Annotated in this window: 17 protein-coding genes and 2 pseudogenes; 10 read left to right on the forward strand and 9 right to left on the reverse strand. The window is 69.2% G+C overall.

The window, feature by feature from the left end; all coding sequences use genetic code 11:
• Positions 1-106: 106 nt before the first annotated feature.
• The gene (locus ACZ5XZ_RS26575; protein ID WP_468982292.1) at positions 107-868 is read left to right on the forward strand and encodes a MerR family transcriptional regulator; all 762 of its coding nucleotides are present in this window, start codon (positions 107-109) and stop codon (positions 866-868) included.
• 290 nt (positions 869-1,158) lie between these two features.
• Here the strand turns inward: ACZ5XZ_RS26575 and ACZ5XZ_RS26580 are convergent, their stop codons facing one another.
• Positions 1,159-1,701 carry a hypothetical protein gene (locus ACZ5XZ_RS26580; protein WP_468982294.1) on the reverse strand — a complete coding sequence of 181 codons (543 nt, stop codon included), beginning with the start codon at positions 1,699-1,701 and terminating at the stop codon, positions 1,159-1,161.
• 66 nt (positions 1,702-1,767) lie between these two features.
• Here ACZ5XZ_RS26580 and ACZ5XZ_RS26585 point away from each other — a divergent pair, with 66 nt between their 5' ends.
• Positions 1,768-1,965, forward strand: coding sequence for a phage tail tube protein (locus tag ACZ5XZ_RS26585; protein ID WP_468982296.1), 198 nt, complete (start codon positions 1,768-1,770; stop codon positions 1,963-1,965).
• A 174-nt stretch (positions 1,966-2,139) separates the two neighbouring features.
• Here the strand turns inward: ACZ5XZ_RS26585 and ACZ5XZ_RS26590 are convergent.
• A pseudogene (locus ACZ5XZ_RS26590) lies at positions 2,140-2,361 on the reverse strand (DUF5133 domain-containing protein); the annotation flags it as partial.
• Positions 2,362-2,576: 215 nt separating this feature from the next.
• On the opposite strand from ACZ5XZ_RS26590, the gene ACZ5XZ_RS26595 reads away from it, so the two are divergent.
• Positions 2,577-3,062 (forward strand): hypothetical protein, encoded by a 486-nt coding sequence (locus ACZ5XZ_RS26595; RefSeq protein ID WP_468982298.1) that lies wholly within the window; start codon positions 2,577-2,579, stop codon positions 3,060-3,062.
• 392 nt (positions 3,063-3,454) lie between these two features.
• Here ACZ5XZ_RS26595 and ACZ5XZ_RS26600 read toward each other — a convergent pair whose 3' ends face one another.
• Positions 3,455-4,504, reverse strand: coding sequence for an aldo/keto reductase (locus tag ACZ5XZ_RS26600; RefSeq protein WP_468982300.1), 1,050 nt, complete (start codon positions 4,502-4,504; stop codon positions 3,455-3,457).
• A gap of 110 nt (positions 4,505-4,614) precedes the next feature.
• Here ACZ5XZ_RS26600 and ACZ5XZ_RS26605 point away from each other — a divergent pair, with 110 nt between their 5' ends.
• Positions 4,615-5,085 carry a MerR family transcriptional regulator gene (locus ACZ5XZ_RS26605; RefSeq protein WP_468982303.1) on the forward strand — a complete coding sequence of 157 codons (471 nt, stop codon included), beginning with the start codon at positions 4,615-4,617 and terminating at the stop codon, positions 5,083-5,085.
• Between the two features lie 239 nt (positions 5,086-5,324).
• On the opposite strand, the gene ACZ5XZ_RS26610 is transcribed toward ACZ5XZ_RS26605, so the two are convergent.
• Positions 5,325-5,660 carry a hypothetical protein gene (locus ACZ5XZ_RS26610; protein ID WP_468982304.1) on the reverse strand — a complete coding sequence of 112 codons (336 nt, stop codon included), beginning with the start codon at positions 5,658-5,660 and terminating at the stop codon, positions 5,325-5,327.
• 526 nt (positions 5,661-6,186) lie between these two features.
• On the opposite strand from ACZ5XZ_RS26610, the gene ACZ5XZ_RS26615 reads away from it, so the two are divergent.
• Positions 6,187-6,681: a DUF397 domain-containing protein gene (locus ACZ5XZ_RS26615; protein WP_468982307.1), complete on the forward strand. Its 495-nt coding sequence runs from the start codon at positions 6,187-6,189 to the stop codon at positions 6,679-6,681.
• On the opposite strand, the gene ACZ5XZ_RS26620 is transcribed toward ACZ5XZ_RS26615, so the two are convergent.
• Positions 6,656-7,120, reverse strand: coding sequence for a hypothetical protein (locus ACZ5XZ_RS26620; RefSeq protein ID WP_468982309.1), 465 nt, complete (start codon positions 7,118-7,120; stop codon positions 6,656-6,658). The genes ACZ5XZ_RS26615 and ACZ5XZ_RS26620 overlap by 26 nt on opposite strands.
• Positions 7,121-7,444: 324 nt before the next feature.
• A pseudogene (locus ACZ5XZ_RS26625) lies at positions 7,445-7,905 on the reverse strand (transposase); the annotation flags it as partial.
• A gap of 248 nt (positions 7,906-8,153) precedes the next feature.
• Between ACZ5XZ_RS26625 and ACZ5XZ_RS26630 the strand changes: the two are divergent.
• Entirely contained in the window at positions 8,154-8,951 is a 798-nt protein-coding gene (locus ACZ5XZ_RS26630) for an alpha/beta fold hydrolase (protein ID WP_468982311.1), read from the forward strand.
• Positions 8,952-9,296: 345 nt separating this feature from the next.
• A complete protein-coding gene (locus ACZ5XZ_RS26635) occupies positions 9,297-9,941 on the forward strand; it encodes a dihydrofolate reductase family protein (protein ID WP_468982313.1) in 645 nt (214 codons plus the stop codon).
• Positions 9,942-10,003: 62 nt separating this feature from the next.
• Here the strand turns inward: ACZ5XZ_RS26635 and ACZ5XZ_RS26640 are convergent, their stop codons facing one another.
• The gene (locus tag ACZ5XZ_RS26640) at positions 10,004-10,660 is read right to left on the reverse strand and encodes a class I SAM-dependent methyltransferase (RefSeq protein WP_468982316.1); all 657 of its coding nucleotides are present in this window, start codon (positions 10,658-10,660) and stop codon (positions 10,004-10,006) included.
• A gap of 445 nt (positions 10,661-11,105) precedes the next feature.
• Positions 11,106-11,519, reverse strand: coding sequence for a cytidine/deoxycytidylate deaminase family protein (locus ACZ5XZ_RS26645; RefSeq protein WP_468982317.1), 414 nt, complete (start codon positions 11,517-11,519; stop codon positions 11,106-11,108).
• 174 nt (positions 11,520-11,693) lie between these two features.
• On the opposite strand from ACZ5XZ_RS26645, the gene ACZ5XZ_RS26650 reads away from it, so the two are divergent.
• Positions 11,694-11,819, forward strand: coding sequence for a hypothetical protein (locus ACZ5XZ_RS26650; protein WP_468982320.1), 126 nt, complete (start codon positions 11,694-11,696; stop codon positions 11,817-11,819).
• A 44-nt stretch (positions 11,820-11,863) separates the two neighbouring features.
• Here the strand turns inward: ACZ5XZ_RS26650 and ACZ5XZ_RS26655 are convergent, their stop codons facing one another.
• Positions 11,864-12,322: a carboxymuconolactone decarboxylase family protein gene (locus tag ACZ5XZ_RS26655; RefSeq protein ID WP_468982322.1), complete on the reverse strand. Its 459-nt coding sequence runs from the start codon at positions 12,320-12,322 to the stop codon at positions 11,864-11,866.
• Positions 12,323-12,409: 87 nt separating this feature from the next.
• Between ACZ5XZ_RS26655 and ACZ5XZ_RS26660 the strand changes: the two genes are divergently transcribed.
• Together ACZ5XZ_RS26660 and ACZ5XZ_RS26665 are read left to right on the forward strand one after the other, a co-directional pair.
• The gene (locus ACZ5XZ_RS26660; RefSeq protein ID WP_468982324.1) at positions 12,410-13,285 is read left to right on the forward strand and encodes a sigma-70 family RNA polymerase sigma factor; all 876 of its coding nucleotides are present in this window, start codon (positions 12,410-12,412) and stop codon (positions 13,283-13,285) included.
• A gap of 182 nt (positions 13,286-13,467) precedes the next feature.
• Entirely contained in the window at positions 13,468-17,697 is a 4,230-nt protein-coding gene (locus ACZ5XZ_RS26665; protein WP_468982326.1) for an FtsK/SpoIIIE domain-containing protein, read from the forward strand.
• The last annotated feature ends 61 nt before the right edge of the window (positions 17,698-17,758 follow it).

Consider the following 17,758-nt stretch of genomic DNA (forward strand, 5'->3'; position numbering starts at 1 on the left):
GGGTGAGCCCGGGTTCGGGGGTTGAAGTTGTCGCTGCGGCAGCTTCTACCGTCCTGAACAGGGCCGGACGGACCGGCCTGGTGAAGCGACTGTGGGGGAGACGGCGATGGACTGGTCGATCGCGGAGGTCGCCCGGATGTCGGGAGTGACAGCCCGGACCCTGCGGCACTACGACGAGATCGGCTTGCTGCCGCCCGCCCGGATCGGGGCCAATGGCCACCGCTACTACGCGGAGCACCAGCTCCTGCTGCTTCAGCAGATCCTCGTGCTGCGTGCGCTGGGCCTGGGGCTGCCAGAGATCGGCAGGGTCCTGGCCGATCAGGTCGACGAGGTGGAGGCCCTGCGCGGCCATCACCGACGGCTTCTCGCCGAACGGGACCGGATCGAGGCCCTGGCCCGCACTGTCTCCCGCACGATCGCCGAACTGAATCAGTCCAGGAAGGACGGCACACCCATGACCGCCATCAACCGACCGGAGAACCTGTTCGAGGGCGCCCGGCCCGCCCAATACGAGGAGAGCCTGCGTGACTTTCCCGAGCATGCCCAGGAGGTCGCCCGCAGGGTCGCCGCGATGACCCTGCAGGACGTCGAGGCCGGCCAGCGCGAACGTACGGTACAGATGATCCGGTTGGCCGAACTCATGGCGGCCGGCCACCCAGCCGACACCGAGCCTGTCCAGGCCGAGATCGACGCCCAGTACCGGACCTTGACCGAACTGCGAGCCGTCTCCACCGAGGAGTACCGCGCCATGGGACGCTCCTGCGTGGACAACGACGCCTGGCGCGCCGCGTACGAGGCAATCGCACCGGGCCTGGCCGCCTTTCAGCGGGACGCAATCGAAGCGTACGCCGCTACCCGGCTCAGCTGACCTGGGAACGGGCCGTCCACGGAACCGCCCGCCCAAAGCGGCCCTTGCCTGCCGCACCGACGATCTCACCTCGCCCGACCACACGAGTGCCGGGCGAGGTGCCCCCGGCGGCCTACCGCACTATCTGTCGTCCCTTGAATGGTGACGTGCGCCGTGCCACAAGGCCGTTACCCGGCTGAGCGCCTGGAGGAACGAGGAATGCCTGTGCGAGGAGATGAAGTCGAAGAGAACGCGACCAACGGCAGAAGCGGCAACGAGGATCGTGCCGCCCCACGTAATCCACTCTGCTGTCACGGCTTCGCCTCCAGTTCGCACAGGTATGTGCTTCTTCCGGCGCTCACCAATGTGACCGCAAGGATGATCAAGGACTGTAGCCCCACTCGTGTCGGGCTAACGCCATCTGCGCTGGACGTTGCCGCCAAGAGCGAAGTGAGGCCGAGGATGACGATGTTAAGACTGTTCCAGAAGTTGAGGGCGTTGCTGCGCTCGCGATCGAATGCCTGCGCGATGGCGGTTGCGGAGAGGCCCATGGAGACCACGAAGAGGTCAGCTTTAGCGGCCAGGACCAGGAGGCTGGGGCTGTCGTAGTCGGGGCGCTGTAGGCCGCCCAAGTGCTTCCCGAGTGTGGGCATGACCGCGAAAAAGACAGCGAACAAGAACCACGTTCGCAGCTTGCGGAGAGCCTGATGTTGTGCCGCCTTTTCAGTGGCGGCGCGGGCATTTGTTTCTCCCTGGCGTTGGGGGGAGCCTCCTTGGTCAGCCGGCGGATTCCCCAATGCGGCTGACGCTTCTGGGGCTTCGTCCCCATGCGACTGCGCTGACGCAGTGGTCATTCATGACTCCGGTCGCCATGTCCAGTTGATAGCTCCCCATGTCTACCGCAACTTGCAGGGAGGCATTTGCCCCTGATCGACGACGTCGCGTTTGTTGCGACCGGCGGGCGCATCTACATCGCAGACCCGGACACGACCAAGCCGACCGATATCAAGGACCCGTTGACCCCGACGAACGGCTGGGAGTCCTTCGGCCACACCAGCCTTGACGACCTGCCGGAGTTCGGCCGGGACGGCGACGACCCCGAGGCCGAAGGGTCATGACAGGATGCCAAGCTCCGAGCCACCACGTCGGACGTGACGTGCTCCGTCACCATCAAGCCCCTTCGCACCTGTCCAGCTTCCGGTCTACGCTCCGCGAACGCCTCCAGGGTGCGTACGCCGCGCGGCGTCAGGAGCGCCGAGGGTGCCGGACCGGTCCGGCACCTCCTCAAGCGTGGCCAGAACGGAGTCGTCCTCGGTTCGAGCCCCGGGCAGCTGGTGGCGGGCCGCGACCAGTGCGGCGTCGATGTCGCGGGTGCCGGTGGAGACGCACAGGGTGTAGGCGAGATCGTCCATCCGTCGGCGCACCGCGTCACTGGTCTGCTGTGCGTGCAGCAGTTCCTGGGCCTCGTACTTTTCCATGAGGTCCTGCAGCACGGCGGGGTGGGCCATGAGCATGTCCAGCTCTCCTTCCAGCGCGCGAATCACTGCACACCTCGGCTGCCCTGCCAAGCACCGCATACGCATGGAGTCGCCCGGCTTCAGCCGTGTGATCACCCTCGGCGAACAACGGGACAGTGGGCGGCGGAAGGCGGTGGGATGGGCGTCGCCGCAGGTCAAAACTCGGCGAGTGACGCAGTGAAACGCCATCTCCCCTGGGCCGAGGAGCGTAGATGAAGTGGGCCATGAGTCAGGACTACGTCGCCATCATGACGACGGTGATCATCGCTGAAGTCGCCGTCAGCAGCCTCCTGATGCATCAGTTCCTCAAGCCCTTCATGAGAGTGCGCCCCGCAGGGACGCCGGACTCCCCGGGACGGACGAGGAGGCGCGGCGCCGGCTTCTATGTCGTGACGTCGTTCGTTCTTGTGTGGATCGGTCTCGTCGGCAAGCTCACCGATGTAGAAGTCGACCTGTTGGCATGGTCCGGCACGGAACACCCTGAAGGGACCGGCGCAGACCCCGAACTGGCCAAGGAGGCTTTCCGTTGGGCCACAGCCTCCATGTGGGTGCTGGTGGGTCAGGGCCTTGTCCAAGCAGTCATGGAAGGCGTACGGGCGGCAATGTCTCATGCGGGAAACGAGGGCCCTTCTGGGAGCACCGACGGGGGCTCGACCTCACAGGCCCGCGGGGTGGACGGCCGTACTCCGAGCCGCTGAGCGACGCGGAGCGGCCGTTGCCGGTCTTGGATCTCCGTCCTCGGGGTGCCTGTGCCGGGATGTCCTGAGCAAGGAACGCGTCCCCGTTCGCCCACCTCGTGAATCCAGTGCTGCTCCCTGTGGACTTGCACCTGCACCGTGAGGACGCGGATCGGCTGTCGTGACGTGACTTCAGCGGGCTCATGCGTCCCCAGCCACCGTCGGTGAACGTCCGGGTGGCTTGGCCCGGAACGGATCCAGCCCCGCGGCACGTTCGTGATGCGGAACTGCACGCCTGCCATCACCACCGCGGACACACCGCGCTGAAAGGCCAACAATCCGCCGGCCGCGTCCTCAACCTCTCAGGGCACTACAACCAGGAACCTCTCACGGCACTACAGGCTGGGGCACCGTCAGTCCGCCGAGCGGTCGGCGTGCGGGCGGCGGCGCCGGGCCGGGTCGGTGAGCGAGACCGGCTGCCACGCCCCGTCCGGGTGGTACACGTTGGTGCCGGGCGGGACGATCTCGTCGATCCGGTCGAGCACCGCGTCGTCCAGGACCAGGTCCGCGCCCTTCAACGTGTCCTGCAACTGCTGCGGCGTCCGCGGGCCGATGATCACCGAGCTGACCGCCGGGTGCGCCAGCGGGAACGCGAGCGCCAGCTCGGGCAGCGTACGGCCAAGACCGTCCGCGACCTCGCTCAGCGCCTCGACCGCGTCCAGCTTGGCCGCGGTACCAGGCAGCGCCGGGTCGAACCGAGCCGGGGTGAGCGCGGCCCGCCCGCTGGTCAGGTCGATCGGCCGGCCTTTGCGGTAGCGGCCCGTCAAGAAGCCGGACGCCAGCGGACTCCAGGTAAGCGCCCCCATCCCGAGCCGCTGCACGACCGGCAGCACCTCCGCCTCCACCCCGCGGGCCAGCAGCGAGTACGGCGGCTGCTCGGACCGGAACCGCGGCAGGCCCCGGCGCTCGGCGACGTGGTACGCCTCGACGATGTCCGCGGCCGGGAACGTCGAGCAGCCGAATGTCCGGATCTTGCCCGCCCGGACCAGGTCGCCGAGCACCGACAGCGTCTCCTCGACGTCCGTCCGGTGGTCCGGCCGGTGCACCTGGTACAGGTCGATCCGATCGGTGCGCAGCCGCCGCAGGCTGTCCTCGACCGCCTGGACGATCCACCGCCGCGAGTTCCCGCCCCGGTTGGGCCCCGCCCCCATCGGAAAGTGCACCTTGGTCGCCAGCACCACGTCGTCCCGGCGGCCCTCCAGAGCCTTGCCGACGATGGTCTCCGACTCACCCGCCGAGTACATGTCGGCGGTGTCCACGAAGTTGATTCCCGCATCGAGCGCGGCGTGGATGATCCGCGCGCACTCGTCGTGGTCCGGGTTGCCGACCGCTCCGAACATCATCGTGCCCAGGCAGTGGGCACTCACCTCAATGCCGGTGCCGCCGAGAACGCGGTAACGCATGGCCATCTCCCCTGGTCATCAACCGGTCCGGTCTGGAACCGGTCGCCCTGATGTCCGCGACTCTAGGAACTAGAGTCGGCTCTAGATCAAGCACCGGACCGGGGGTCACGATGGTCGACAAAGTCACCGCACTCAGCATCGGCCAGGTCGCCGCACGCACCGGCCTGAGCGTGCACGCCCTGCGCTTCTACGAGCGCGAGGGCATCCTGCTCGCCGACCCGGTCCGCCGCGGCGGCCGCCGCGTGTACACCGAGGCCGACGTCGACTGGCTGAACCTCTGCATCATCCTGCGCTCCTCCGGCATGCCACTGCCCGCCATCCGCAGCTACACCGAACTCGCCCGCACCGGCGCCGGCACCGAGCCCGAACGCCTCGCCCTGCTCCGCGAACACGAGACCCGCGTCCACGAGCAGATCGCCGAACTCACCCGCTGCCTCGACCTGATCCGCTACAAGGTCGCCGTCTACGAGGACATCGTCGAAAACGACACCACCGACCACGACACCACCGACCACCTCTGCACCCCGCCGCCCGCCCTCACTGACGGGGCCGCCAAGGGCGTTCGAGCCGCGGACCTGTAGCACCCCGGGGTGTTTCAGCCCCTGGTCGAAGCCAACCCTCTACGTCGCAGGGTCCGCAGGCGACCTCCCTTGAGTTCCTGCACTCGGACTGAGCGCCCAACTGAGCTACACCCACGGCGCACTCCGGCGAACGATCACGGGCGCTCAGGAACCGTCGTCCCACGCCAACGATGCACCGACCGGCCCGGACCGACGATCGAATTGCTTGGGGGTGAAGAGGCCATGGCTGCCGCGCCCGCTCACCTCGAGTCGGCTGGTGGAGACCAGTCGGGCCACACCGCGTCAAGGAACTGGAGTGCGCGCTGCCTACGGGCTTCGCGCGCGAGGAACGTGACTCCCGAGACGACCGTCGCGGTGAACGACAGCACCACGGTGACCGGCCACCAGATGGTGTCGGCTCCCATCACGACCAGCCATATCGCTGCCAAGCCCGCCGCCAGGACCAGCAGCAACGTGACCCTGGCCCCACGTGGCAGCTTGCCGCTCGTCACGACGAAAACGTACCCGAGGACCGCGCCCGGCGCGACAGACACGACAAGACCGAAAGCCAGGAAGGCAAGGAGGGCAAAGATCATGTCAAGCCGATCTCCGGATCTCATGGCAACCGCTCACACGGACAGGCGGGTCCACATGGTCCATATGGCCCGCCACTCCGGAATGACACAGCGCCTCGACAGCAGTGAAGCGCGAGCGCGGCCAGGGTGGCCACCCCCCACAGGAGTCACCCTGGCCGCGATCGAGCACGGGACGACCAGCGCACCGCATGCAGTTCTGCGTCGCAAGGTGCTGCCGTGTTACTCGAACAGGCGATACGTCTGATACATAAGGACATATGCGCTCTTCCAGGCGACTGGTCGTGCGGGTGTGACAACCGATGAACCAGTGGCGCAGTGAGAAGTAGCCGACTGGTCATCGGCCCGTGCGAATCCGACGGTTCCCCCCCCGTGCCGGCGGATCGTGCACCCGGCGCGGGCGGCACTACCTCCCTCTGAGGCCCGCCCGCGCCGGCCCTATCCCGATGAGTAGTTGACGGTGCGACGGTGCGCGTTCCGGTGGTGGATGCCCTGAGCCGCCATAGAGGGCGTCGAACTCGACCGGTAAGTGCAGGCGCCTCTGCCTGCCGCTGAGCGGCCCCGACGTTTGCGATCACCGGCTAACCCCCACCCCGACAACTGCATCGAGGTCGCCGACAACACCCCGACCACTGTGCGCGTGAGGGACACGAAGCAGGACTGCCGGGGCCCGGTTCTCACCGTCAGCCCTGCTGCATGGTCATCGTCCTCGGCCTTCGCCAAGGAGACCGTGGTCCCACAAGCCCGAGCACGCAAAAAACGCCCCCTTCGCTACCAGGCCAGGGGGCGCACGTGTTCAGAGCAAGGTTTTGGTCGGTGGCCTGCATCGTGTCGGGAGCGGGAAGACCATGCGCTGGCCAGCGGATCGGGCAGCCAGGCCTACCTTCGGCGTATCAGCCCGTCTCCCCGCTGCGGCGATTGCCGTCCTGGCGTACGCGCAGGTCAAGAACGGGCCCCGGCGCCGCTCCTGTGGATCGGACGCCGGGGCCCGTTGTGCGTTACTTCTTGGCGCTGTTGTTGTTGACGGTGATGCTGCAGTTCATCGACGACCCGAGCGTGGTGGTCTGCGAACCCGAGTCCCCCTTGCCGCCGTGCACGTTGCCGTCCGTGCCGTTCGCGAAGCCAATCTCACCGTAGTAGTCGACGATCTTGTCCTCTGCCCCGCATGAGGTGCTCTGGCTGCCTCGCCAGCCGCCGCCCGACTGCTGCCGGTCGTACTCACGGTTCGTCTGCTGGCGGTCGTATTCACGGTTCGTCTGCTGGCGGTCGATGTCGTCGCGGTTCGACTGTTGCTGCTCGGAGTCACGGCTGGACGACTGTTGCTGGTCGTAGTCACGGCTGGACGACTCACGGCTGTAGTCGCCGCCCTCCGAACCGGTGTCGGCGTAGGCGGTGCCGGCGCCGAGAAGGCCGACACTGCCGAGGACGGCGACCACGACGGCTGCATTACGAAGCTTGCGCATGTCATCTCCGGTAGAACGAATGGATGCGATCAGTAGTTGATCGACTTCGTACGGTTACTAGAGGTTAATAGGAAGATCCATGGGCCGCTCGGTGACGCGCCGTTGCGAACCCGCAACGGCGGAACCCCGTCCGCTTCCCGGCCCTCAGGTCCCCGACGGGAAACGACCTGTATGGCCCTCTGCGGGGAATCGACCATCGACCTGCGCCAGCAGGAGGTCGTCGGTGCGACATGGGACGTCATCGAACAGGACGAAGCAGCCCGTTAGGAACTGAGACGTGTCCCGGCGGCCGGCAGCGAGCAGCATCACGCAGGGTGACAGGGCTCAGGCCACGGCGAGACGACGCTGAGGTGGCTCGGCATCGAAGGTTCGCTGATCGCGCATGAGAGCCCACAAGACATCGAGGCGTCGGCGGGCGAGGGTGAGGGCGAGGGTGAGGATTGCCTGTTTGTGGCTCTTGCCCTCGTTCCTCTTGCGGTCGTAGAAGGTCTTCGAGGGGGGCAGAAGCGGGCGGCGATCTGGGTTGAGAGGTAGAAGACGCGCAGGAGTCGGCGGTGGCGGCGGCGGTGTGGTCGGCGCATGTTGCCGCTGATCCGGCCTGAGTCCCGTGCGACCGGGGAGAGACGGGCGGCTCCGGCGAGGCGCCCCGTGCTGCCGAAGGCGTCCATGTCCCCTCCGGTGCAGGCGATGAACTCCGCTCCGAGCGGCGGGTTGAGCAGCGGGCCCATTCCGGGCATGCCGAGGATCACTTCGGCGTCGCGGTGCTCACGGAATCGGGCCGCGATCTTCAATCAGCCTGCCAGTCGGCTCGGGCTGGTTCGGCGTAGGGCTGCCGGCGTCTGGTGGCCGGTCAATCGTTCGGTACTCGGCGTGAGAGTGCCTTCGTCCCGTCCGTGTCGAGCACCGTGCAGTGGTGCGCGGCCTGGCGAGTCGAGCGCGACAGGTGGCGGCGCGTGGGCAGCACGCCGGATTCACACGAGCGTATTAGACAAGCGTCTTGTACGGGCGTATAGATCTACTCTATGGTGGAGCTATGGACACCGACATCATCGCCAAGCGCTCCGCGCTCACCGTCGACGGCCGCACCCTTTCCTACGTGGACTTCGGCGGCCCCGGACGGCCGCTGCTCGCCCTGCACGGGCACATGTCCGAGGGCCTGTCGTACGCCGAGCTCGCCGCCCGTCTCGCCCCGGAGTGGCGGGTCATAGCCCCCGATCAGCGCGGCCACGGCGAGTCCGACCGGGCGTCCGACTACAGCCGGGCGGGCTACCTCGCCGACCTGAAAGCCCTCATGGATCACCTGGGCCTGGACCGGGCGGCACTCCTCGGCCACTCGCTCGGCGCGATCAACGCCTACCAGTTCGCAGCCCGCCACCCCGAGCGCGTCACCGCGCTGATCAATGCCGAGGGGTGCGCCGAACTCGGCCTGGACGGCAGCAATCCGCTGGCGTTCGTCCTGAACCTGCCGGAGGGCAGCGCCCCCGACCGGGAGGCGTTCGTCGCGCAACTCGGCCCGTTCGCACCGCACTTCGAGTCAGCCGTCCGCGAGCGGCCGGACGGCACCTGGAGCCTGCCCTTCCACCCCCAGGACATCTACGACTCCGAGGACCAAGTACACGGCGACCACTGGGCCGACTGGACCGGCTCCACCTGCCCGGCGCTGCTGGTGCGTGGCGCCAAGGGCGGCGTGCTGCCGGCGGAACAGGCAGCACAGATGATCACCCGACGCCCCGGCACCCACCTCGCCGAGCTGGAGACCGACCACTTCGTATACGCCAACGACCCGGCCGGCTTCGCGGCTGCGGTCCACGGCTTCCTCGCCGCGGTCTGACGCAGATCCGCAGCCGTCCCCGCGGCCCAAGGCCGCCGAATACTGGGCGGCCTCTGGCTGGCCGCCGCTGATCAGCCCCCAAGCTGCCCATGTGGCCCCGGATGCGATCGCCTTCGGGTGGCCGCAACCTGCCCGCGAACGCGAATGCCCAGCCCCGCCAACTCAGGCACTCATCCGCCAAGTGAAACGCTCGGTCACACGACTGTGACCGAGTACTGGACCAGTCCAGTGAGCACTGGACTTGTCGTGCTGTGTGGTGAAGCCGGGTTCCGGCGCGGCGATGAGTTTGCGGGCACCCGCAGGTCTATCTCTTGACGGAGACAACCGACTCATCGGGAGTAAGCCATGGGCCTCATCCACATCGAGCTGTTCGCGACCCTCGACCTCGTCGGGCAGGCGCCCGGCGGCCCCGACGAGGACCCGGTGGGGTTCCCGTTCGGCGGGTGGCAGGCGCCCCTGCTGGACGAGGTCGCCGGGGCACAGGTCGGTTCCGCGTACGAAGGCACGGACGCCCTCTTGCTCGGCCGGCGGACGTACGACATCTTCGCCGCCTACTGGCCTCACCAGGAGGGCGGCCAGGACAACGAGATCGCCACGCTCTTCAACAGCGTCCCGAAGTACGTGGCCTCTCGCGGCCGGCCCGACCTCTCATGGGCCGGGTCCACGCAGCTCGGCCCGGACCTGGCCGGCGCGGTGCGTGAGATCCGTGACCGGCACGAGCACGTGAAGGTCGTCGGGAGTCTGAATCTCGTGCAGACCCTCCTGCGGGAGAAGCTCTTCGACCGTCTCGACCTCTGGCTGCACCCGATCGTGCTCGGTGTCGGGAAGAAGGTGTTCGACGACGGCGCGGTGCCGACCAACGTCACGCTCCTCGCACCCCCGGCGGCCAGCCCGAAGGGCATCGTGTACCTGCGGTACGGGCTCGCCGACGGCACGCCCGCCACGGGAGACATGAGCGCACCCGATCGCGGTGCCGGAAGCGGCCACTGAAGCCACCCCGCGCCTGGTGGGTCCGTATCGCTGCGACCAGGCAGGGTGATCTTGGGGGCCGTTCAATGGCGATGCCATACGAGTGTGTAGCGCCAGAACAGTCGACGGCGCAGTCGTGCGCCGGGCAGAGCGTCATGGGCCTCACTGATGATGTCGGGAAAGCTCATGTCCGCTGGTCGGGTCAGCGCGGTCATCGAGACCGGCCGGGGTGCCCTGCGGCCCTTGTTCTTGAGCCAGCCCGCGGCGGCATTCAGCGGGCTGGCGGCGGCGCCGAGCAGATAGTCTCCGGCAGTCTGCGCCCGGGAAAGGCCGACGACCACCAGGGTTCCTCCGGGGGCTAGGTGCTGACGGAAGACAGCGAGCGCTTCGGTGAAGGGCAGATGGTGGAGGGTGGCGATGCAGGTGATGACGTCGTAGGAACCGGCAGGGATTCCGGTCAGCGCGTCTGCGACCGTGAAGGTCACTGGAGTTGCCGGAGGAGTCTGCCGCTGCGCCCGGGAGATGATCAGCGGGTCGGAGTCGATTCCCTGGACCTCGTTGGCGTGTGTGGCCAACAGCCGGACCAGGTCGCCGCTGCCGCAGCCGACGTCCAGGGCACTGCCGAAGCGTTCGGGAAGTTGCCGCAGGATCCAGCGGTGGTAGTGGGCGTTGTGGTCCCAGGGGTGGGCGGCATTGAACTGGTCGAGAGCTCGGAGGACTCGGCGCGGCAGTGGCGTCATGCCGTCAGTCCACCAAGTTTCTGATTCCCGCGTCACCTCGATCGAGGAAGTGTCCGCGATCACCCGCAGGGGGAATCCGCTGAGACAGAAGACGCAACGACTGGGTTCGGTGAGTAAACGTCGTAAACGTCTCGGTTGGATGAGGGCAGTCATCGGATGCTTGGCTCTGGTCACGAGAAGGGTTGATGATCAGTGTGTTCGTGTCATCCAAGTTTGAGCGGCACGGGTTGGTGCCGCTGGGAGCCGCGAGAGTCATCCCCGCAGCCTCTCAGCGGCGTAAAGACCTGCAGGTCATCGGCTGGCAGTGAGGGCTCCGAAGAGCATCAGAGCATCAATCCCTCCAGGAGCAGCAGCAGGACAACTAGTGCCGCATCAAGTCAAGTTCGCCCTGTTGTCGGCTGTCGGCTGTCGGCTGTCGGTGTCAGTCCTTGCTGAGGGTTCGGGTTCACTCGGCTTCGAGCTGGTGGTCGGCCCAGACATAGCTTTCGGGTAGCAAGTCGGTGATGTGCACGGTTCGGATGCGGTCGTCCTTGCCGACGATGACCTTGAGGGCGGGGAAGTAGTCAAGAAGGACTTGTCGGCACCGGCCGCACGGGGGAACGACCCCTCGGTCGCGGTCGCCCACGGCGACGATTGTGTCCAGCTCGTAGGCGCCCTGGGCGGCTGCCGCGCCGATGAGGACCAGCTCGGCGCACGGTCCTCCCGTGAAGTGGTAGGCGTTCACCGCCGTGACGATCCGGCCGTCCCGGGCACGGGCCGCGGCTGCCATGGTGTGGTTGTCGCCTCGACAGCGAGTGCGAGCGACGTGCGCTGCGGCCTCGATGAGTTCGTGGTCGACGGGGTGGGTCTGCGTGGTCATCTTCTCTGCCTTCGTCAGGTGTCAGGCGACGTTGGCCTGCGTGACGATGGTGTGCAAGCGAATATCGCTTGCATCGCAGATGGCCGGCTACTGGCCGCAACCCCGGCTTGGCCCGGGCGCTGGTGGCCGAGTGCCGCCCCGACCGGCCGGTGCCGCCGATGGCCGGTGCCGCCGATGGCTGGTACCGCCGCGATCGGGCGGTTGTGCGTCTGCCGGTCACCGCTCATCGAGGAGGGCCGGGATCAGTACTCGATGAGCGGCATCCTGGCCGACACCGCACACCGTCAGCCGCCGGCCTGACGGCCCGGCCTCACTTCGGGGTAAGAGCCAGGGCCAGGCCGGGCTCAGCCCCAGGTCTGGCCGGCCGGTTCCTTGATGGTGCGGTTGATCCGGTTGAAGAAGTTGGTCAGCGCGATCTCCAGGTTGATTGCGCCGATCTCCTCCTCGGTGAAATGGGCGTTGGCCTCTTCCCAGATCTCGTCGGTGACTCCCTCCGCGCCATCCTGCAGCCGGGTGGCGGCCTCGGCCAGCGCCAGCGCCGCGCGCTCCGCATCGGTGTAGAGCGGCGCCTCACGCCACGCCGCCACGTTGTGCAGCCGCTCGTCGGTGTCACCGGCCTTCTTCCCCGCGGCGACACTGGCGTAGACGCACGCCGAGCAGCTGTTGATCTGGCTGACGCGCAGGTGGACCAGCGCGAGCAGCTTCGGGTCGACGCCCCCGTCCGCGATCGCCTTCTGGAAGTGCTGGATCGCGGTCCACGCATCGGGGTTGTTCGTGTTCTTGTTCTTGAGCCGGTTCTCCATGTGGGAGTGCTCTCCTTGATCGGGGTTACGTTCCGGGGCTTGTGCCCGTCACCCCTATGACGGAGCAGTTTCGAGGAAGGTAACAACATGCCCCACGCCCATCCCACGGACCCGATCGTCGGTGCCTTCGAGTCCCACCGCGACCGGCTCCGCGCCGTCGCCTACCGCATGCTCGGATCACACGCCGACGCGGAAGACGTGGTCCAGGAGGCGTGGCTGCGTCTCTCCCGCCAGGACACCGGCACCATCGACAACCTCGGCGGCTGGCTGACCACCGTGGTCGGCCGCATCAGCCTCGATGTCCTGCGGTCGGGCCGGGCCCGCCCAGAAGTCGCCCTCGACGACCAGCTGCCCGAATTCACCGTGACGCTCGACGACGCTCCTGCTCCGGAAGACCTCGTGGCGCTCGGGGAATCCGTCGGCCTCGCGCTCCTCACGGTCCTCGACTCGCTGCGCCCGGACGAACGACTGGCGTTCGTGCTGCACGACGTGTTCGCCGTGCCCCACGGGGAGATAGGCACGATTCTCGGCAAGTCCGCCGACGCGACCAAGATGCTCACCAGCCGCGCCCGCAGAAAGGTACAGGCCGCCCAGCAGCCGGCAAGCGCCGGACGACAGCAACGCGAGGTGGTCCAAGCCTTCCTGGCCGCGGCCCGCGACGGTCGGTTCGAGCAGCTGCTGCAGGTTCTGCACCCCGAAGTGAAGTTCACCGTCCACACCTCGGATGGTCGGTTCGTCACGCTCGGAGCCACCGAAGTCGCCACCCGCGCGCGAGTGGCCGGCGGCGCAGCCCGAGGACATGCGGCGATCGTCAACGGCCGCCCCGGCGTCATCGCCTGGAGCGAAGAGGGCACCCCACTCTCCCTCCTTGCCTTCGTCGTCGCCGACGGCCGCATCACCGAGATCACCGCTGTGGTCGACCCGGCCACACTCGTGCTCATGGACCTGCCGGACCCGGTGTGACTCCGTACCGGCGATGGCCTCTCAAGCAACGACGGCGACGACCGCTCCCACGTGGCCGGCCTGCTGGGCCGGTTGCACTCCGGGTCAACGGCTCTGCGCTCGCTGCCCATGCCCTCCGCGCGGGGGTGCGGAAGACTCGACGAGCCCCCTTGCGTCAGGACCCACCACGGAGGAACTGAGCGGTGCAGATCGTCTATGCCGATGGTGCTTCCGAACGGCATCTGGAACTGCGCATCGGTCGGCCGGACGCGACACTGGCCGATCTGGCAGCGGCTCTGGACCTCCCCGCGAGCGCCCTGAGCGTCGACGGTCGGGTGGCGCCGCCGGAGACCGGGCTGAACGAGTCCGGCCTCGTCAACGGCTCACGGGTGGCCCGGGCAGCCGGCTGGGGCTCCGCCGCGGGCCGGCGCGGGCCGGCTGCTGTCCTGCGGGTCGTCGGAGGGCTGGAGGCGGGGCGCGGCATTCCGCTGCCGGTGGGCAGGACGGTTGTCGGCCGGGGAGCCGAGGCCGACGTGCGAGTCGTGGCTACGGGGGTGTCACGACTGCACGCCGCACTGGAGGTGTCGGCGGACGGGGAGGTGCGGGTCACCGACCTGGGCTCGGCCAACGGCACCGACGTGAACGGGGAGAGGATCTCCGGGGCCGTCCTGGTGCACCCCGACGACCTGGTGTCACTGGGAGGTGAGGTGCCGCTGCGCGTCCTGCCACCGGACCGCCTCGGTCCGGTGCAACGCATCAACGCGATCCGTGAGGCGGGTCCCGGCGGCACCCTCCCCTTCAACCGCGCGCCGCGTGGCCGTGGGCCGGGCGACCCGCCGCGGATCCCCGCCCCCGAGCCGCTGTCGCGCGCTGACAAGGCCCCCTTCAGCATCTCCAGCATGCTCGGCCCGCTGGTGCTCGCCGGAGCGATCGTCGCGATGACCGGTGACATCCGCTACGCGGCCATCGCCGCGCTCACACCCCTGATGTTCGTGGCGAACTTCGCGGAAGAGCGGCTGCGGGGCAGGTTCTCCTTCCGTCGGGGCAAGCGGGAACACGCCGCCCGGATCGCGGAGTTCGAACAGGCCCTGGCAGCGAGCCACACCGCCGAGGTCCGTACCCGCCGCACCGCTCATCCCGACCCCGCGGAGGTGGTTCACCGGGCGACGGCACCGGGGCTCGCGCTGTGGGAGCGGCGCCCCGGAGCGCCGGACTTCCTCAAGGTGGTCGTCGGCTCCGCCGACCTGCTCTGGGCCCCGCCGCTGGACACAGGTTCCTCGGGGCCGGCACCGGAGGTGGCGCGGAGCGTGGCCGCGCGGAGCGTCCTGCCGCAGGTGCCGGTCGTGGTCGGTGTCGCGGCCGGTGAGGCGGTGGGGTTCGAGGGGGACCGGCGGGCCGCACTCGCCGTCGCGCGGTCCCTGCTGTGTCAGGCCGTGGTGGGCAGCGGACCGGCGGATGTGACGGTGGCGGTGTTCGCCGACCCCGACCGCCTCGCTGACTGGGACTGGACGAAGTGGCTGCCGCACGGCGCCGACGCCCGGTCGGGGACGACGCGGCTGGTGGCGGTCGGCCCGGAGCAGACCGACCGGCTGGCCCGGGGCCTGCTCGCCGCCGCGCCCGAGCGCGGGAAGGACGGCCATGGACCGGTACTCCTGGTCGTCGTGGACGGCGCCACGCTGCTGGAGGGGCGGCCCTGTCCGCTGCGCGACCTGCTCGCCGGCGGCTCCGCTGGCTCCGTACGATGCGGGGCGCTGGTGCTGACGACCAGGCTGCCCGCCCTGTGCACGTCGGTGGTCACCGCCTCTGCCCAGGGCACCGGTCGGGTGCGCGACGTGGCCACTGACGAGGTGGTGCCCGACGTGCTGCTGGACGGCATACCGGCCGCCGAGGCGCTCCGTACGGCCAGGGCGCTGGCCCGCTTCGAGGACCCCGAACTGCTTGTCGAGGGGGCGGGGCTGCCCGACCGGCTCCCGCTGCTGCCGCTGCTCGACCTGCCGAAGGTCACCGCGGCCGCGGTCCGCGACCGATGGGAGGAACGGGCTCCCGCCCTGCGGGTGGGCGCTGTGCTCGGCGTGAGCGAGCGGGATCTGTTCACCGTGGACCTGGACGACGACGGGCCGCATGCGCTGATCGCCGGAACCACGGGATCGGGCAAGAGCGAGCTGCTGCGCACCCTCATCGCGAGCATGGCCGTCGATGCCGACCCGGAGCATCTGACGTTCGCCCTGGTGGACTACAAGGGCGGTGGAGCCCTCGACGAGTGCGCCGAACTGCCGCACACCGTCGGCCTGGTCACCGACCTGGACGAGCAGCTCAGCGAACGCGCCCTGCGCTGCCTCGACGCCGAGCTGAGGCACCGCGAACGGTTGCTCCGCGAGGTGAGCCTGAGCCATATACGCGACTACCAGCGGCTGCGCGACACCGGGCGCCGCGACCTGGAGCCGATGCCCCGGCTGGTGGTGGTGATCGACGAGTTCGCCACGCTGGTCAAGGCGCTGCCGGACTTCGTGGACTCGCTGGTGAGCATCGCGCAGCGCGGACGCACCCTCGGCGTGCACCTGATCATGGCCACCCAGCGGCCCGCCGGCTCGGTCAGCGACGCCATCAAGAACAACGTCAAACTGCGCATCGCACTGCGCCTTGAGAGCACCGGGGACTCCCAGGACGTCATCGACAGCCCGGCCGCCGCCGGCATCGGCACCCGGCAGTGGGGCCGTGCCTACTACCGGCTCAGCGCGCGGGAGGTGCTGCCGGTGCAGACCGCGCTGTCCACCGGTGTCACTCCGGAGGCCGCGGTGACCGCCCCGGTGACGGTCGTTCCGTTCCGGCTGGGGCTGCCGGTCGCGGACCCGGCCGCAACCGACCCGGAGGGCGAAACCGATCTGCGACGGCTGGTCAGAACCGCCCGGGAGGCAGCCGAGCTCGCCGGATTCGCCGCTCCCCGGCGTCCCTGGCCCGATCCGCTGCCCGCCGTCGTACCTCGCTCCGGCCTCCCGTCTGCCGCCGAGCGGGGGCTGCACACCGAGGCCGACGGGTTGCCCTCCTGGGCACTCGCCGACGACCCCGACCAGCAGCGGCAGTACCCGGTCGGCCGGGACCCCGCCGCCGGAAACATCCTGGTCTACGGCGCGGGTGGCTCGGGGACGACCACTGCCCTGGCCACGCTCGCCCTGGCCGTCGCCGGCTCCCGTCCGCCCGACCGGCTCCACCTCTTCGCCCTCGATCTGGGCGCGGGCGACCTCGCCCCGCTGGCCGGGCTCCCGCACTCCGGCGCCCATATCGGGCCCGGCGAGCGCGAGCGGCAGATCCGGCTGATCAAGCTGCTGCGCCGTGAGCTGGACGATCGCAAGGCCGGTGGGGCGGCACACGCGCCGGACTGGCTGGTGCTGCTGGACAACCTCGGCTCCCTGCTCTCGGACTTCGACAAGGACGTCGCGGGGATGAACCTGATCGACGAGCTCACCAGGGTCTACACCGACGGCCCTACCGTGGGCATCGGCTTCGCGGTCAGTGCCGAGCGGTCCGGTGCCGTGCCGTCGGCGTGGTCGGCGCTGACGCAGACGAAGCTGCTGCTGCGCCTGGCGGACCCCGGTGAGTACGGCTACTTCGACGTGCCGCGCGGCGCGGTCCCCACGTACGTACCCGGCCGGGCACTCGTGACGGCCACCCGGCAGGTGATCCAGATCGGCTGGCCGGGCCAGGACCTGGCGGCGGCGGTGGCGGAGACCGCCGCGCGGTGGCCGGACGCGGTTCGTCGTGCGCCCGGAATCGGCCTGCTGCCCACGGATGTCTCCGCGTCGGAGCTGACGACACCGGCGTCCACGGAGGCCGACCCCTGGTGGCTCCCGTTCGGCTTGGACGCCGACACGCTCGGCTGCGCCGGGCTCCGGCTGTACGAGCACGAACACGCCCTGATCGCCGGGCCGCAGCGCTCCGGCCGCAGCACCGCCCTGTGCACCCTCGCCCGTGTGGTGACCGCGTCCGCCGACGCGCCGGTCTCGGTCGTCGCCTTCGCGCCGCGCCGCTCCCCGCTGCGGGACCTGCCGGGCGTGGATGCCCTGGCCACCACGTACGACGCCCTGGAAGAAGCCCTGTTGACGACGGCTCCGGGGGCCGCTGTCCTCCTCCTGGTCGACGACGCGGACACGGTGGAGGACGAGCGCGGGGTCCTGGAGCGATGGCTGTCCGCGTCCGGCCCCGCCGGCAGACACCTGATCGCGGCCGGCCGCGCCGACGCCCTGCGCCGCACCTACGGCCACTGGACCCAACGCGCCCGTGACAGCCGCTGCGGCATTCTGCTCTGCCCGGACCACGACCTCGACGGCGACCTGCTGGGCACCCAACTGCCGCGGTACGACCGGATGGAGCCGCTGCCGGGGCGGGGCTATGTGGTGGTGGACGGGGGCGCGAGTGGTGTGCAGACGGCCCGGTGACCAACGGCGCGGCGACTGCAGTGCCATGGCCCGTGCGCTGCGCGGAGCGCCAAGGAGATTG

Source organism: Streptomyces sp. NPDC033270, assembly GCF_055576575.1.